This is a genomic window from Micromonospora humidisoli, from assembly GCF_016900955.1.
Taxonomy (GTDB): domain Bacteria; phylum Actinomycetota; class Actinomycetes; order Mycobacteriales; family Micromonosporaceae; genus Micromonospora; species Micromonospora wenchangensis.
Genome location: NZ_JAFEUO010000008.1, coordinates 56,800 through 72,512, shown reverse-complemented (window position 1 = coordinate 72,512; position 15,713 = coordinate 56,800). Strand labels below are relative to the sequence as shown.

The 15,713-nt window shown below is 72.5% G+C and carries 16 protein-coding genes; 10 read left to right on the top strand and 6 right to left on the bottom strand.

Annotated features, from left to right (window positions below):
- Window positions 1-73: 73 nt before the first annotated feature.
- Both pgm and glgC read right to left on the bottom strand, forming a co-directional pair.
- The gene (gene pgm / locus JQN84_RS26080; RefSeq protein WP_204961211.1) at window positions 74-1,711 is read right to left on the bottom strand and encodes a phosphoglucomutase (alpha-D-glucose-1,6-bisphosphate-dependent); all 1,638 of its coding nucleotides are present in this window, start codon (window positions 1,709-1,711) and stop codon (window positions 74-76) included.
- Window positions 1,712-1,781: 70 nt separating this feature from the next.
- A complete protein-coding gene (gene glgC / locus JQN84_RS26075) occupies window positions 1,782-3,014 on the bottom strand; it encodes a glucose-1-phosphate adenylyltransferase (protein ID WP_204961210.1) in 1,233 nt (410 codons plus the stop codon).
- Window positions 3,015-3,109: 95 nt separating this feature from the next.
- On the opposite strand from glgC, the gene glgA reads away from it, so the two are divergent.
- Genes glgA through JQN84_RS26060 form a run of 3 tightly spaced genes read left to right on the top strand, consistent with a single transcriptional unit; the run spans window position 3,110 to window position 4,885 of the window.
- On the top strand, window positions 3,110-4,312 hold the full coding sequence (gene glgA / locus JQN84_RS26070) for a glycogen synthase (protein WP_239486211.1): 1,203 nt from the start codon (window positions 3,110-3,112) through the stop codon (window positions 4,310-4,312).
- A gap of 43 nt (window positions 4,313-4,355) precedes the next feature.
- Complete coding sequence (locus tag JQN84_RS26065; RefSeq protein WP_204961209.1) at window positions 4,356-4,631, top strand: type II toxin-antitoxin system Phd/YefM family antitoxin; 276 nt, start codon at window positions 4,356-4,358, stop codon at window positions 4,629-4,631.
- Window positions 4,628-4,885: a Txe/YoeB family addiction module toxin gene (locus JQN84_RS26060; protein ID WP_204961208.1), complete on the top strand. Its 258-nt coding sequence runs from the start codon at window positions 4,628-4,630 to the stop codon at window positions 4,883-4,885. Before JQN84_RS26065 ends, JQN84_RS26060 begins: the two co-directional genes overlap by 4 nt.
- Before the next feature lie 9 nt (window positions 4,886-4,894).
- On the opposite strand, the gene JQN84_RS26055 is transcribed toward JQN84_RS26060, so the two are convergent.
- Both JQN84_RS26055 and JQN84_RS26050 read right to left on the bottom strand, forming a co-directional pair.
- Entirely contained in the window at window positions 4,895-6,097 is a 1,203-nt protein-coding gene (locus JQN84_RS26055) for a helix-turn-helix domain-containing protein (RefSeq protein ID WP_204961207.1), read from the bottom strand.
- A 16-nt stretch (window positions 6,098-6,113) separates the two neighbouring features.
- On the bottom strand, window positions 6,114-6,311 hold the full coding sequence (locus JQN84_RS26050) for a hypothetical protein (protein WP_204961206.1): 198 nt from the start codon (window positions 6,309-6,311) through the stop codon (window positions 6,114-6,116).
- A gap of 252 nt (window positions 6,312-6,563) precedes the next feature.
- Here JQN84_RS26050 and JQN84_RS26045 point away from each other — a divergent pair, with 252 nt between their 5' ends.
- Both JQN84_RS26045 and JQN84_RS26040 read left to right on the top strand, forming a co-directional pair.
- Complete coding sequence (locus tag JQN84_RS26045) at window positions 6,564-6,791, top strand: winged helix-turn-helix domain-containing protein (protein ID WP_067303456.1); 228 nt, start codon at window positions 6,564-6,566, stop codon at window positions 6,789-6,791.
- 173 nt (window positions 6,792-6,964) lie between these two features.
- Window positions 6,965-7,192: a GntR family transcriptional regulator gene (locus tag JQN84_RS26040; protein ID WP_204961205.1), complete on the top strand. Its 228-nt coding sequence runs from the start codon at window positions 6,965-6,967 to the stop codon at window positions 7,190-7,192.
- Here the strand turns inward: JQN84_RS26040 and JQN84_RS26035 are convergent.
- Window positions 7,150-7,389 carry a hypothetical protein gene (locus JQN84_RS26035; protein WP_204961204.1) on the bottom strand — a complete coding sequence of 80 codons (240 nt, stop codon included), beginning with the start codon at window positions 7,387-7,389 and terminating at the stop codon, window positions 7,150-7,152. The genes JQN84_RS26040 and JQN84_RS26035 overlap by 43 nt on opposite strands.
- A gap of 120 nt (window positions 7,390-7,509) precedes the next feature.
- Here JQN84_RS26035 and JQN84_RS26030 point away from each other — a divergent pair, with 120 nt between their 5' ends.
- Entirely contained in the window at window positions 7,510-9,759 is a 2,250-nt protein-coding gene (locus JQN84_RS26030) for an alpha-1,4-glucan--maltose-1-phosphate maltosyltransferase (RefSeq protein WP_204961203.1), read from the top strand.
- Window positions 9,747-11,849, top strand: a complete 2,103-nt coding sequence (glgB, locus tag JQN84_RS26025; RefSeq protein WP_204961202.1) for a 1,4-alpha-glucan branching protein GlgB — start codon at window positions 9,747-9,749, stop codon at window positions 11,847-11,849. Before JQN84_RS26030 ends, glgB begins: the two co-directional genes overlap by 13 nt.
- Window positions 11,850-11,882: 33 nt before the next feature.
- Here glgB and JQN84_RS26020 read toward each other — a convergent pair whose 3' ends face one another.
- Window positions 11,883-12,923 carry an App1 family protein phosphatidate phosphatase gene (locus JQN84_RS26020; protein WP_204961201.1) on the bottom strand — a complete coding sequence of 347 codons (1,041 nt, stop codon included), beginning with the start codon at window positions 12,921-12,923 and terminating at the stop codon, window positions 11,883-11,885.
- Window positions 12,924-13,081: 158 nt separating this feature from the next.
- Between JQN84_RS26020 and yaaA the strand changes: the two genes are divergently transcribed.
- From yaaA to JQN84_RS26005, 3 genes are all read left to right on the top strand, one after another.
- Complete coding sequence (gene yaaA, locus JQN84_RS26015; RefSeq protein WP_307821436.1) at window positions 13,082-13,882, top strand: peroxide stress protein YaaA; 801 nt, start codon at window positions 13,082-13,084, stop codon at window positions 13,880-13,882.
- A gap of 97 nt (window positions 13,883-13,979) precedes the next feature.
- Complete coding sequence (locus JQN84_RS26010) at window positions 13,980-14,645, top strand: hypothetical protein (protein ID WP_204961199.1); 666 nt, start codon at window positions 13,980-13,982, stop codon at window positions 14,643-14,645.
- Between the two features lie 101 nt (window positions 14,646-14,746).
- A complete protein-coding gene (locus JQN84_RS26005; protein WP_372446016.1) occupies window positions 14,747-15,709 on the top strand; it encodes a TAXI family TRAP transporter solute-binding subunit in 963 nt (320 codons plus the stop codon).
- The last annotated feature ends 4 nt before the right edge of the window (window positions 15,710-15,713 follow it).

The window sequence follows — 15,713 nt, the reverse complement described above, 5'->3', positions numbered from 1 at the left end:
AACGGGCGCAGACGACTACGCCCCGCCGGTCACCGTGCGGTGACCGGCGGGGCGCGACGACGTCGTCCGGCTGTTAGCCCAGCACCTCGTCGACCAGGGACTTCGCCTCCTGCTGGATGCGGGCCAGGTGCTCGGGCCCCTGGAACGACTCGGCATAGATCTTGTAGACGTCCTCGGTGCCCGACGGCCGGGCCGCGAACCACCCGGACTCGGTGGTCACCTTCAGCCCGCCGATCGAGGCGCTGTTGCCCGGGGCGCTGGTCAGCGTGGCGGTGATCGGCTCACCGGCCAGCTCGGTGGCGGTGACCTGATCCGGGGAGAGCCGACCCAGCACCGCCTTCTGCTCCCGGCTGGCCGGGGCGTCGATCCGGGCGTACGCGGGCGCGCCGAAGCGCTCGGTCAGCGCGGCGTAGTGCTCGCTCGGGGTCCGGCCGGTGCTGGCGATGATCTCGGCGGCGAGCAGGCAGAGCAGGATGCCGTCCTTGTCGGTGGTCCAGGTGCTGCCGTCGCGGCGCAGGAAGGACGCCCCCGCGCTCTCCTCGCCGCCGAAGCCGACCGTGCCGTCGAGCAGCCCCGGGACGAACCACTTGAAGCCGACCGGCACCTCCAGCAACGGCCGACCCAGATCGGCGGCGATCCGGTCGATCATCGAGGAGGAGACCAGGGTCTTGCCGACGGCCGCCGCCGGACCCCACTGCGAGCGGGTACGGAACAGGTGCCCGATCGCCACCGCCAGGTAGTGGTTGGGGTTCATCAGGCCCCCGTCGGGGGTGACGATGCCGTGCCGGTCGGCGTCGGCGTCGTTGCCGGTGGAGACCTGGAACCGGTCCCGGGCGGCGATCAGCGACGCCATCGCGTTGGGCGACGAGCAGTCCATCCGGATCTTGCCGTCACCGTCCAGGGTCATGAACCGCCAGGTCGGGTCGACCAACGGGTTGATCACGGTCAGGTCGAGGCGGTGCCGCTGCGCGATCTCACCCCAGTAGGCGACGCTGGCCCCGCCGAGCGGGTCGGCCCCGATCCGCACCCCGGCGTCGCGGATCGCGTCGATGTCGAGCACCGAGGGCAGGTCGTCGACGTAGCCGGCGAGGAAGTCGTACGTGCCGGTGGTGTCGGCGGCGCGCGCCCGCGCGTACGGGATCCGCCTGACCTCCTTGAGCCCGGCGGCCAGGATCGCGTTCGCCCGGTCCTGGATCCACTTCGTGACGTCGGTGTCGGCGGGCCCGCCGTTGGTCGGGTTGTACTTGAAGCCACCGTCGTCGGGCGGGTTGTGCGACGGGGTGATCACGATGCCGTCGGCGAGCCCGTCGGTGCGCCCCCGGTTGTGGGTGAGCACGGCGTGCGACAGCGCCGGGGTGGGGGTGTAGCCGTCGCGGCTGTCCCGCAGCACGGTCACCCCGTTACCGGCGAGCACCTCCAACGCGTCGGCCTCGGCGGGGGCGGACAGCGCGTGGGTGTCCCGGGCCAGGAACAGCGGGCCGGTGAGACCCTGCTGGCGGCGGTAGTCGCAGAGCGCCTGGGTGACCGCCAGGATGTGGTCGGAGTTGAAGGCGTTACGCAGGCTGGACCCCCGGTGACCGGAGGTGCCGAAGGAGACCTGCTGCGCCGGGTCGTCCGGGTCCGGGTGCTCGGCGTAGTAGGCGGTCACCAGCCGGGGCACGTCGACCAGGTCGGCGGGCTCGGCGGGCTGTCCGGCACGGGGGTGGGCCACTGCGGAAACCTCCTCGGTGGTACGGGACGGGAACCCTGTCTTCCCCGGCGGCGACCGGGTCACACCCGGCTCAGGGCTCGACGCGCTGACCCTTGCCGATGACGACGACGCCGTTGTCGGAGACCGTGTAGCGCTGCCGGTCCTTCTCCAGGTCGACGCCGATCTCGGCGCCCTCGGGCACGAAGACGTTCTTGTCGAGGATGGCCCGGCGGACCACCGCGTGCCGGCCGATCTCGACGCCCTCCATCAGCACCGCGCCGTCGACCTGCGCCCAGGAGTGCACCTTGACCTTGGGCGAGACGACCGAGTTCTCCACCAGCGAGCCGGAGATCACCGCGCCGGGCGAGATCATCGAGCCGACCGCCCGGCCGACCCGCTCGCCCCACTGGTGGACGAACTTCGCCGGCGGGTACGGCGGCTGGTCGGTGTAGATGGGCCAGTCGAAGTTGTAGAGGTTGAACACCGGGTGCACGTTGATCAGATCCATGTGCGCGTCGTAGAACGAGTCGAGCGTCCCCACGTCCCGCCAGTAGCCCCGGTCCCGGTCGGTGCTGCCGGGCACCTCGTTGTCCTTGAAGTCGTAGACGTTGGCCTCGCCCCGCTCGACGAGCATCGGGATGATGCTGCCGCCCATGTCGTGCTTGCTGGTCTTGTCGGCGGCGTCCCGCTCGACGACCTCGCACAGCGCCCGGGTGGAGAAGACGTAGTTGCCCATCGAGGCGTAGATCTGGTCGGGGGCGTCGGGCAGGCCGACGGCGTCGGTGGGCTTCTCCCGGAAGGACGTGATCCGCTTGCCGTCCGGGCCGACCTCGATCACGCCGAACTGGTCGGCCGTCGACAGCGGCTGGCGGATGCCGGCGACGGTCACCGCGGCACCGGAGGCGATGTGGTCGTCGACCATCTGCCGGGGGTCCATCCGGTAGATGTGGTCGGCACCGAAGACGATCACGTAATCCGGCTGCTCGTCGTTGATCAGGTTGAAGCTCTGGTAGATCGCGTCGGCGGAACCGGCGAACCACCAGGGGCCCCGGCGCTGCTGGGCCGGCACCGGCGTGACGTAGTTGCCGAGCAGCGTCGACATCCGCCAGGTCTTGGTGATGTGCCGGTCCAACGAGTGGGACTTGTACTGGGTCAACACGACAATCTTGAGAAAGCCGGCGTTCGCCAGATTTGACAGGACGAAATCGACCATGCGGTACATCCCGCCGAACGGGACGGCCGGCTTGGCCCGGTCCGCGGTGAGCGGCATGAGGCGCTTGCCTTCTCCGCCGGCCAGGACGATCGCGAGCACCTTGGCAGCCATGACCAGACGCTATCCATACCGCTGCGACTTCACCACTCGTACGGGCGCAGTTCCGTGACCGGTGCCCGGCCGGATTCTGCACTAGGGTGCCGGTCATGACCGACTCCGCCCCGCTGCGCGTGGACCTGCTGACCCGGGAGTACCCGCCGGAGGTGTACGGCGGGGCCGGGGTGCACGTCGAGTACCTGGCCCGGGAGCTGCGCCGGCTCGCCGACGTGCGGGTGCACTGTTTCGGCGCGGCGCGCGACGAGCCGGGCGTCACCGCGTACCCCGAGCCGGCCGACCTGGGCGGCGCGAACGCGGCGCTGCGCACCATGGGCGTCGACCTGGCGATGGCCGCCGGGTGCGCCGGTACCGACGTGGTGCACAGCCACACCTGGTACGCCAACCTGGCCGGGCACACCGCCAAGCTGCTGTACGGGGTGCCGCACGTGGTGACCGCGCACAGCCTGGAGCCGCTGCGCCCGTGGAAGGCCGAGCAGCTCGGCGGCGGCTACGCGCTCTCCTCCTGGTGCGAGCGGACGGCGATGGAGTCCGCCGACGCGATCGTCGCGGTCAGCGCGGGGATGCGCCGGGACGTGCTGACCGCCTACCCGGCGGTGAACCCGGACCGGGTGCGGGTGGTCTACAACGGCATCGACACCGCCCAGTACGCCCCCGACCACGGCACCGACGTGCTCGACCGGCTCGGCATCGACCCGGCCCGCCCCAGCGTGGTCTACGTCGGGCGGATCACCAGGCAGAAGGGCCTGCCGTACCTGCTGCGCGCCGCCCGGGAGCTGCCCGCCGACACCCAGCTGGTGCTGCTCGCCGGCGCCCCGGACACCCCGGAGATCGCCGCCGAGGTCCAGGGGCTGGTCGGCGAGCTGCGGGCCAACCGGTCCGGGGTGGTCTGGGTGGCCGAGATGCTGCCCAAGCCCGAGGTGATCCAGGTGCTCACCCACGCCACCGTCTTCGTCTGCCCTTCGGTCTACGAGCCGATGGGCATCGTCAACCTGGAGGCGATGGCCTGCGAGACGGCGGTGGTGGCGACCGCCACCGGCGGCATCCCCGAGGTGGTCGCCGACGGCGAGACCGGCCTGCTGGTGCCGATCGAGCAGGCCGGCGACGGCAGCGGCAACCCGCTGGACCCGGACCGGTTCGTCGCCGACCTCGCCAAGACGATCAACGAGCTGCTGGCCGACCCGCAGCGCACCGAGGAGTTGGGTCTCGCCGGCCGGCGGCGGGCCGTGGAGCACTTCTCCTGGGACGCGATCGCCGCCCAGACCCTCGAGCTGTACCGCTCGCTCCTGGAATAACCAGGGTCAGGTACAGTTTTCTGTACCTACCTCGGAGGTGGTCATGCGGACCGTGAACTTCACCCAGCTACGGCAGAACCTGGCCGCCGAACTCGACAGCGTCATCAACGACGCGGAGGAGGTGGTGGTGACCCGGTCGGGTCACGAGCCGGTGGTCATCGTGCCGCTGGCGGAGTACGAGTCGATGAAGGAGACCGAGTACCTGCTGCGCAGTCCGGGCAACGCGGCAGCCCTGCGCCGATCGATCGCGGAACTCGACGAGGGTGACTCCACCGAGCGGGAACTGGCCGACCCGACGACCGTACGGGACGTCGCGTGAGGCTGGTCTTCACCGCGACAGCGTGGAGCCAGTACCTCAGCCACACGGACCGCAAGCTGGTCAAGCGCATCAACGATCTCATCGCCGACGTCATGCGCAACGAATACGAGGGCATCGGCAAGCCGGAGCCCCTGCGGGGTGAGCTCTCCGGCTTCTGGTCCCGCCGGATCGACCGCGAACACCGGCTGGTGTACCGGGTCACCAAGGACGACGTCGAGATCATCGCCTGCCGGTACCACTACGGCGACAGGTAGCCCTCAGACTCAGGTGACGTGGAGGGTGGCGGCGAGGCGGGTCAGTGCGGGCGGGGCGGCGGCGGAACGGGCCACCACGGCGACCAGGGGGCGTACCGCCGGGCGGTGGTGGACCTCGCTGCGGGCGGTTCGCTCCGCTTCGAGCACCGCCCGGCCGGCGCGGAGCAGGTTGCCGTCGAGCACGTAGGCACGGGCGGCGTCGAGCAGGTACGCGGCCCGGTGCTCAGGCGGCAGCCACCGCCACTCGTCGCGGGCCACCAGCCGCTCGTGGCGTACCGTCGCCGCCGTGATCTCGCCGAGGGCGGCCTCGGCGACCACCCGCGCCGCCTCGACCGCCGCTGTGCCACCCTCGGCCCCGGCGTCGCGGGCGGCTCGGCCGGCCCGGTCGAGCAGGTCCCGGGCGGCCCGGCCGTCACCCCGCCCGGCGGCGGCCAGGCCGGCCTGGAGCAGCAGCGTGGCGAGCAGGGTCGGGTCGGCCGACTGGTCGTCACCGGGTGTCGACGAGGTCGGCCGTGGCGCGCCCGGGGAGCGCCCCGGCAGGAGGCGGTGGGCGGCGACGGCGGCGGCCTCCATCGCGGCCCGCCGCCGGCCGCCGTGGCGCAGCGCCTGGGCCAACGGCACGGTGGCGGCGGCGGCCACCCACGGGTCCTTCGTGAGCTGCGCGGCGGCCAGCGCCCGGTCGGCGGCCAGCCAGGCCACCTCCGGCCGGTCGACCTTGAGCAGCACCAGCGCGACCAGGCCGTAGCCCCGTGCGAGCAGGCCGTCGGTAGCCCGACTGGGCCGCAGTGCCCGCGCCGCGCGGACGGCGTCGACCAGGCCGGGCAGCAGGACGAGCAGTTCCGGGTACCGGGCGTGCCGGTAGCTCTGCTCCGCGTGGGCCAGCCGGGTACGCAGCTCCGCGACGTCGGGCGGCCGGGCCGGCGGCTCGACGTGGTAGCGGGCCAGCGCGGCCAGCACCGCGTCGACCCCGGTGGTGGCGGTCTCCGGTCGCGCCGACTCCCCCGCCGACCCGGCGAGCAGCACCTCCAGGTCGATCCGGAGCGCCTCGGCGACCATCCGGAGGTTGGACACCTGCTCCAGCCGGCGTACCCCGCGCTCGACCTTGTCGACCCAGCTCTTCGACTTGCCGAGATGGTCGGCGAACTGCTGTTGCGTCATGTTGCGCCGCACCCGCCACTGGGCGACCCGGCGGCCCACCGGCAGCTCGTTCACCGCCGGCCCGTCCCGCTCACCGCGAAACCCCCACCACGAGCAGCACGAGTACGCACACCGCGACCGCCACACCGTAGGCGAACCGCCGCCGACGCAGCAGCGTCCGGCGCGACCGGACCGGCACGGGCACCCGGTCGCCATCCGGCAGCGGAGCAGGACCACCCGGCACCGGGTACGTCCCTCCCCGCAGCCCTTGACGTGAATGCTCATCCATCCCGGCCTCCTCACCGACACGCCAAGATGCAGTTCGCACGGCTCCGAGCAGGGAACCGACGTTGCCGAAGCGGCAGGGCGGAGTGGCCTGGCATGGAAGCCACCCCGCCCCGGTCAGAGGCACCCCGTTTGCTGACGAGAGAGCCGCTGTCGTCACCCAACATAGAAGGCAATGCCGTCAGGGTCAACTGAGCAGGCACGGTAAGTCACCGCGGGTGCAAAGATCGGGGTGCTGACGAGAGGTGGCTCCACCATGCCGCAGGCACCGCTGTATGAGCAGATCATCGCTGATGTCTCAGCCTCGATCCGGGCAGGCACGCTTCACCCCGACGACAAGTTGCCGTCCATCGCGGAGTTGCGCGAGCAGTACCAGTCGAGCGCCTGGCCGGTCCGCTACGCTCTCCGAATCCTGGAGGAGCGCGGCTGGATCGTCACCCGACAGGGCAAGGGTTCGTTCGTGGCATCGAAGCCGCCCGCGTAGCGCGTGGACCGCTGTTGGGCACTCGACAGCCCGGAATGGCGGTGCCCGCACGCACGCTGCGTAACCCCGACAGTCGTACCACTCTCCAGAAGGTCGTATGACTGTCAGGCATATTTATGCCTGACAGTCATACGGGTCTCCGACGAAAGTACTGCCGGACGGAGGCAGGCTCCATGACCATCCCGATGGGCTATCGGAAGATCGCCGCCGACCTGCATGCCCGCATCCAGCAGGGCGAGTACCCACCGGAGAGCCGGCTGCCCACCTACGCCGAGTTGGCCCAGCTCTACTCGGCAAGCGTCTCGATCGTGCAGCGAGCGGTGATGCTGCTACAGGCCCACGGGATCATCATCGGCGTTCAGGGAGCCGGCCCGTACGTCGCCACGACTCCCACCACCTGAGCATCTCCGCTCGGGCGGACCCAGGCGGTGCTGACCCAGCCGTTGGTGTCACCCGAGGCGTCCCAGAGCGAGACGTGGTAGCGGCCGTTGGCCTCCTGCGCGGCGAACATCCGGGTGTTGTAGCCGACCGAGTGCGGCCACTTCGTGGTCGACGAGGTGCTGTCCACGAAGAAGGAGAGCGAGACCGCGTGGAGCACTTGCGGTGCTGGTAGTAGCCGGGCTTGGGCGGCGGTGCCGGGCACCACACCCACGGCGGCCGGCGGGAGAAGGGATCGCTTGGTTGAGCGCGAGGGGATCTCGCACAGTAGGTTGAGCGGGTGAGCGGACGGTTCCCGATCGAAGACGTCTCCCCTGTCGTCGCCTGCGGTCGCTACCCGGCCAAGGCGGTGGTCGACGAGCTGGTGCCGGTGTCGGCCCGCGCCTACCGGGAAGGCCACGACGCGCTCGGCTGTAACGTGGTCTGGCACGGCCCGGACGGCGTGACCCGCCCGTTCACCCGGATGCGCCCCGGCGAACCGGGGCAGGACCGCTGGCACGCCACCATCCGACCGGACGCCGTCGGCGAGTGGACCTTCACCGTCGAGGCGTTCCAGGACCCGTACCTGACCTGGCAGAACGCGGTGACCAAGAAGGTCGCCGCCGGGCAGGGCGCGGCCGAGCTGGCCAACGACCTGGCCGAGGGCGTGCGGGTGCTGACCGCCGCGCTGGAGCTCGTACCGGCCGGCGACGTCGGGCGGGTCGAGGCGGCGGTGGCCGCGCTGGGCGACAAGGAGGCCGAGCTGGCCCACCGGGTCGCCCCGGCCCTCGACCTGGCCGACCTGCTCTGGGCCCATCCGGTGCGGGAACTGGTCACCACCGGCACCCCGCACCTGCTCTGGGTGGACCGCCCCCGGGCGCTCTTCTCCGCCTGGTACGAGTTCTTCCCCCGCTCCGAAGGTGCCATCCCGGCCACCGTCGACGCCCCGGCCCGCTCGGGCACCTTCGTCACCGCGATGGACCGGCTGCCCGGGGTCGCGGCGATGGGCTTCGACGTGCTCTACCTGCCGCCGATCCACCCGATCGGCCGGGTCAACCGCAAGGGCCGCAACAACGCGCTGACCGCCGGCCCCGACGACGTCGGCTCGCCGTGGGCGATCGGCGCGGCCGAGGGCGGCCACGACGCCATCCACCCCGACCTGGGTACGCCCGAGGACTTCCGTGACTTCGTCGCCGCCGCCGCCGAGCAGGGCCTGGAGGTGGCGATGGACCTGGCGTTGCAGTGCGCCCCCGACCACCCCTGGGTGACCGAGCACCCGGAATGGTTCACCACCCGCGCCGACGGCAGCATCGCGTACGCGGAGAACCCGCCGAAGAAGTACCAGGACATCTACCCGGTCAACTTCGACAACGACCCCGAGGGCATCCGGGCCGAGGTGCTGCGGGTGGTGCGGCACTGGATCGGCGAGGGCATCCGGATCTTCCGGGTGGACAACCCGCACACCAAGCCGTTCGACTTCTGGCACTGGCTGATCGCCGAGGTCAAACGCACCGACCCGGACGTGCTCTTCCTGGCCGAGGCGTTCACCCGGCCGGCGATCATGCACGGGCTCGGCAAGATCGGCTTCACCCAGTCGTACACCTATTTCACCTGGCGCACGACGGCCGCGCAGATGCGGGAGTACTGCGAGGAACTGGTCGCCTCGGTCGACTGGATGCGGCCCAACTTCTGGCCCAACACCCCGGACATCCTGCACGAATCGTTGCAGCACGGCGGACCGCCGATGTTCAAGATCCGGGCGGTGCTGGCCGCACTGCTCAGCCCGTCCTGGGGCATCTACGCCGGGTTCGAGCTGTTCGAGCACGTCGCCCGGCCCGGGGCCGAGGAATATCTCGACAACGAGAAGTACGAACTGCGCCCCCGGGACTGGGCCGGCGCGCAGGCACACGGCCGCTCGCTCGCCCCGTTCGTCGCCACCCTCAACCGGGTCCGCCGCGAGCACCCGGCCCTGCACCGGCTGCGCAACCTGGTCTTCCACGACATCGACAACCCGGCGCTGCTCTGCTGGTCCAAGCGCGACCCGGACACCGGCGACACGGTCATCGTGGTCTGCTCGTTCGACTCGCAGACCGTGCAGTGGGGCAACACCACACTGGACATGCCGGCGCTCGGCTTCGACTGGCACGAACGGTTCACCGTGCACGACGAGCTGACCGGGGCCAGCTACGAATGGGGGCAGCGCAACGCGGTCCGGCTCGACCCGTACCTGCAACCGGCGCACGTGCTGACGGTCCGGCGTCCGCCGACACCGCCGGCCGTGCCGCCGGCCGGTGCGGAACCGGCCGAGTTGACCGTGACGGAGGTGCCCGCCGAACTCTCCGGCGGCACCGCCCCGACCGCCCCCGCCCCCGCCCCGGAGGCCGACCAGCCGACCGGAGCCGCCGCGACCGACCTGCCCGCGCCCGGCCCTGCCAGGGTCCGCCGCGGCAGGGCCGGCGGAACCCGGGCCGGTGGCACCAGGACCGGCCGTGCCCCGCACGGCAGCACCCCGACCGACCCCGCCCCGAAGGACGACCGATGGACCAGCTGATCGCCGGCGCGACGCACGACCCGCACGCCCTGCTCGGCGCGCACCCCGCCGACGGGTGGACCACGATCCGCACCATGCGGCGCGGCGCGGGTGACGTGGCGCTGCTCGTCGGCGACGACCGGCACCCGATGAAGCGGGTGCACGACGTCGGCGTCTTCGAGGCCCGCGTCGAGGGCAGCGTGCTCGACTACCGGGTTGACGTCGACGGGTGGGTCACCGACGACCCGTACCGTCACCCGCCGACCCTCGGTGAGCTGGACCTGCACCTGATCGGCGAGGGCCGGCACGAACGGCTCTGGGAGGCGCTCGGCGCGCGGGTCCGCGACGACGGCGTCGCGTTCACGGTGTGGGCCCCGAACGCCCGTGGGGTACGGGTGGTGGGCGACTTCACCGGCTGGGGGGCCGACGACGGCTGGCCGATGCGCAGCCTCGGCTCCAGCGGCGTCTGGGAGATCTTCGTGCCCGGCGCGCCGGAGGGGGCCCGCTACAAGTACCGCGTCCTCGGCGTCGACGGACAGTGGCGGGACAAGGCCGACCCGCTGGCCGCGTACGCGGAGGTGCCGCCGGCCACCGCCTCGGTGGTGCACCGGTCCCGCTACGAGTGGACCGACGCGCTGTGGATGGAGCGTCGGGCCCGCCGGCAGCCGCACCGGGAACCGATGAGCGTGTACGAGGTGCACCTCGGCTCCTGGCGGCCCGGCCTCGGCTACCGGGAGCTGGCCGAGCAGCTCACCGCGTACGTCACCGAGATGGGCTTCACCCACGTGGAGTTCCTGCCGGTGATGGAACACCCGTTCGGTGGCTCCTGGGGCTACCAGGTCACCGGCTACTTCGCACCCACCTCCCGGTTCGGCGACCCGGACGACTTCCGCTACCTGGTCGACCGGCTGCACGCCGCCGGCGTCGGGGTGCTGCTGGACTGGGTGCCCGCGCACTTCCCCAAGGACGAGTGGGCGCTGGCGCGTTTCGACGGCACCCCGCTCTACGAACACCCCGACCCGCGCCGCGGCGAACACCCCGACTGGGGCACGTACGTCTTCGACTTCGGCCGCCGCGAGGTCCGCAACTTCCTGGTCGCCAACGCCCTGTACTGGTGCGACGAGTTCCACGTCGACGGCCTGCGGGTCGACGCGGTCGCCTCGATGCTCTACCTGGACTACTCCCGCCCCGAGGGGCAGTGGCTGCCCAACCAGCACGGCGGCCGGGAGAACCTGGAGGCGATCGCCTTCATGCAGGAGGTCAACGCCACCGTCTACAAGCACCACGCCGGGGTGGTGATGATCGCCGAGGAGTCCACCGCCTGGCCCGGGGTCACCCGGTCCACCAGCGACGGCGGGCTCGGCTTCGGCTTCAAGTGGAACATGGGCTGGATGCACGACACCCTGCTCTACACCGCGAAGGACCCGATCTACCGGCAGCACCACCACCATCAGCTCACCTTCTCCCTGGCGTACGCCTGGAGCGAGAACTACGTGCTGCCGATCAGCCACGACGAGGTGGTGCACGGCAAGGGGTCGCTGGCCGGCAAGATGCCCGGCGACACCTGGCAACGGCTGGCCAACGTACGGGCGCTGCTGGCGTACATGTGGGCGCACCCGGGCAAGCAGTTGCTCTTCATGGGCTGCGAGCTGGGCGACGACCGGGAGTGGAGCGAGGAACGCGGCCTCGACTGGTACCTCCTGCACGATCCGGCGCGGGCCGGCGTGCAGCGGCTGGTCGCCGACCTCAACGCCGCCTACCGGGACACCCCGGCGCTGTGGGCGCAGGACACCGACCCGGCCGGGTTCCGCTGGATCGCCGGTGACGACGTCGCCAACAACACCGTCTCGTTCGTCCGGATCGCCCCGGACGGCGCGACCCTGGTCTGTGTGGCGAACTTCTCCGCGAGCCCGCTGGAGGACTACCGGGTCGGCCTGCCGGCCGCCGGCACCTGGACCGAGGTGATCAACACCGACGCCCACCACTACGGCGGCTCCGGGGTGGGCAACCTCGGCGCGGTGCACGCCCAGGACGTCCCCTGGCACGGCCTGCCCGCCTCGGTGTCACTGCGGGTCCCCCCGCTCGGCGTGCTCTGGCTGCGCCGCGACTGAACCGCCGCCCGGGACGCCGGTCAGGCCGCGGGATCAGACCAGGCCGGCGTCGCGGAGCAGCTTCCACAGGCCCGCCCCGTCCGGGGCGGAGAGCCACTTCTGCCCCACCGGCCCCGCCGACGACGGCCGGTCGTTCGGCACGGGCAGGCTACCGGCGAGCACCGACTGGGTCGGGGAGAGCCGGCGGATCGCCACCCCGGCCACGTTCTCCGGGTGGGCGGCGGCGAACTCCCGGTAGATCTCCTGGTCGTGCTGGCCGTCGTCGCCGATCAGCAGCCACCGCACGTCGGGGAACTCGGTGGCCAGCCGGGCCAGGGTGGCCCGCTTGTGTTCCCGGCCGCTGCGGAACCAGCGGTCGGCCGTCGGCCCCCAGTCGGTGAGCAGCAGCGGACCGGCCGGGTAGAGGTGCCGGGACAGGAACCGGGTCAGCGTCGGCGCGACGTTCCACGCGCCGGTCGACAGGTAGAACACCGGGCTGCCCGGGTGGGCGGTGACCAGGCGTTCGTAGAGCACCGCCATGCCGGGCACGGCCGTACGGGCGTGCTCGTCGAGGACGAAGGTGTTCCACGCGGCCAGCATGGGCCGGGGCAGCGCGGTCACCATCACGGTGTCGTCGATGTCGGAGAGAATGCCCAGGCGCACCTCCGGGTCGATCACCCGGACCAGCGCCTCGACCGGTTCGGCGTCGGCGACCCGCAGCCGCACCGACGCCCAGCCGGGGATGAAGTCGGCCTTGACCACGGTGTCGACGAAGCCGCTGCGGTCGGCCTGGGCGGTGTGCACGCTGCCGCCCGCCTCGATGGTGACCTCGACGTGCTTGGCGGGCAGGGTGGCGAAGCTGCGCCAGCCGCGCACCTTCTCCAGCCGGCCCTGCCGCCGGTCGGGGCGACTGAGCAGCACCCGGCACAGCACCCGGGCCCAGCCGGGCGCGCCGTAACCGGCGTACGCGACGATGTTGGGCTGCCACCCGGTGCGCCGCAGCCGACGCTCCACCAACTGGTGCAGGGCGTCCTCGATACGCGCGGCCCGGTGCAGGGTGGGTACGGCCAGCTGGCCTGCGGTGGTGGATGGCACGCTGCAACCCTGCCACAGGTGTCCGGCAGCGGCCAGGCGAGCGCCCAGGTAGCCACCCGGGCTGCTCGGCACACACCGGGCCGGCGGTCCGGGTGGGAGCGGGAGCGGCCCGAGCGCCGTCCGGCCGGGGCACCGACCTCGGTCCGTACGCTGTGCCGGTGCTCATCCTGCTGCCGCCCTCCGAGGGCAAGGCCGACACCGGCACCGGCCGTCGGCTCGACCTGACCCGGCTCTCCCTGCCCGAGCTGACCCCGGCCCGCGAGGAGGTGCTGGGCGCGCTGATGACGCTCAGCGCCACCGGCCGGTCCGACGCCGCCGCGGACGCCGCCCTGACCGCCCTCGGGTTGACCGCCGGCCAGCGGGGCGAGCTGGCCCGCAACGCCCGGCTGGACCGGGCCGCCACCGCACCGGCCGGGCAGGTCTACACCGGGGTGCTCTACGAGGCCCTCGGCCTTTCCACCCTGCCGCCCGGGGCGCTGCGGACGGCCCGTCGCACCGTGCTGGTCAGCTCGGGCCTGTGGGGCGCGGTCCGGCTCGCCGACCGGATCCCGCCGTACCGGTGCCCGATCGGGGCGCGGTTGCCGGGGGTGGGGGCGCTGTCGGCGTACTGGCGGCGGGTGCTGACGCCGGTGCTGACGGCGGCGGCCGGCAGCGGCCCGGTGCTGGACCTGCGCTCCGCCGCCTACGCGGCGACCTGGACGCCGCCCGCGGCGCTGGCCGGTCGGACGGTCACCGTGCGGGTGCTGCACGAGCGCCGGCCGGGCGAACGCACCGTGGTCAGCCACTTCAACAAGGCGACCAAGGGGCGGCTGGTCCGTGACCTGCTGCTGGCCGGGGCCCGGCCACGGACCGCGACCGCGTTGATCGCCGCGCTGCGTGACCTGAAGTATCCGGTCGAGGAGCAGCCGGTGACGGCGGGCCGGCCCCGGCAGATCGACGTGGTGGTGACCGAACTCTAGGAACGCAAGATTTCCTCAAATCCCGTGCCGATGGCTGGAGGCGGGCCGACCGGCAGGCGACCGTTAGGGGCATCCGACGTCGAGAAGGAGCGGTCCGATGACCTCCGAACCCCGCCTGCTCGACCGGCCACGCCTCCCGTCGTCCCCGCCGCCGCTGGACTGGCTGACCCTGGCCGACGCGTTCGAGGTGGCCTGCCTGGTGCGCTGCACGCCGACACCGACGGCCCGCCCGCACGCCCCCACGCCACCGCAGCGGGTCGCGGTGGAGTTCAACCGGGAGGACGCCGCACTGCGGATGCGGCAACTGCTCGCCCGGCTCGACGTGCCGGTCGAGCACGAGGTGGTCACCGGTGGCCTGCGCCGCCGCTACGAGTTGCACCGGCTGCACGTGCCGGCGGATCACCGCGCCGGGTTCACCAGGTTGCGGGAGACCGGCTGGCGGCAGGGGCGTCGGGAACTGCTCGGGCCGGCCGTCGGCTCCTCCACCCCCCGGGCCGCCTGGCGGACCCGGCTCGCCTCGGCCGCCTGGCGTTCGGCCCTGCTGGCCGGCGGCCGGCATGTCCGGCGGCACATCCTCGGCATCCGGCTGGCCGACCGGGAACTGGCCGCCGTGCTGATCCGGTCGGCGGCGCTGCTGGAGGTGCCGGCACTGCTGCGCCCGGGTGCCGGCTGCCTGGTGGTGAGCGTCGCGGACGGGCCGGACCGGCTGCGGATCATGGAGCGGGCCGCATTGGCGCCCGCCCGGACCCCCACCCTGGTCTGACCACGGCCACCGGCCACCACACCGCACGCTGACCGGTGCTCAGACCGGTCACCGGCCGCCCGAGCTTGCGCCGGAGCCGGTGACGGCGCAGAGTGCACCGCGTGAGCCGTAGCCGGACCGGGCGCGGCCGGCGGCCCGCCTCCGCCGGCGGGGCGCTGCTGATGCTGCTGGTCGTGGTGCTCGGCGGGCTGGCCGCCTGCCAGGACTCCCCCGACGAGCCGATCCCGATCCGGATCGCCACCGGCAGCCCGACCGCCGTCTACCATGCCTTCGGCCAGTCGCTGGCCACCGTGCTCAACCGCGAACTGCCAGGCGTGCGCGCCAGCGTGGTGGTCACCGCCGCCTCCGCCCAGAACGTCCGGCTGGTCGGCTCCGGTGCCGCCGAACTGGGCTTCACCCAGGCCGACGTGCTCGACACCAACCCGACCACCCCGCCGAAGGTGCTGGCCGTGGCCCGCGTCTACGACGACCTGCTGCACCTGGTCACCACGGCCGGCGGACCGATCCACGACCTCGCGGACCTGCGCGGGCGACGGGTCTCGGTGGGCGCGGCCGGTTCCGGCACCGAGGTCACCGTGACCCGGCTGCTGGCGGTGGCCCGGCTCGGCGGGGACCAGGTCCGACAGGAACACCTCGGGCTGGACGACTCGGTGGCGGCGCTGCGCGCCGGCCGGATCGACGCCTTCTTCTTCTCCGGCGGCCTGCCCGTACGCGGGGTGAAGGCGCTCGCCGACGCCACCTCGATCCGGCTGGTCAACCTGGGCGAGTGGACCGAGCCACTGCGCCGCGCCTACCGCGAGGTGTACGTCTCCCGGGACATCCCCCGCTCGGTGTACGGGGTGGACCCGGTCACCACCGTCGCCAACCCCAACTACCTGATCGTCCGGGCGGACCTGCCCGAGCCCCTGGTACGCGAGGTGACCCGGCTGCTGATGGAACGCCGGTCGGAGCTGGCCGCCGCCCACCCGGCGGCCGGCCGGATGAGTCCCCGCTCGGCGATCGCCACCACGCCGTTACCGCTGCACCCGGGCGCGGCCGACTGGTACCGGTCCGCCAAACCCTGACCGC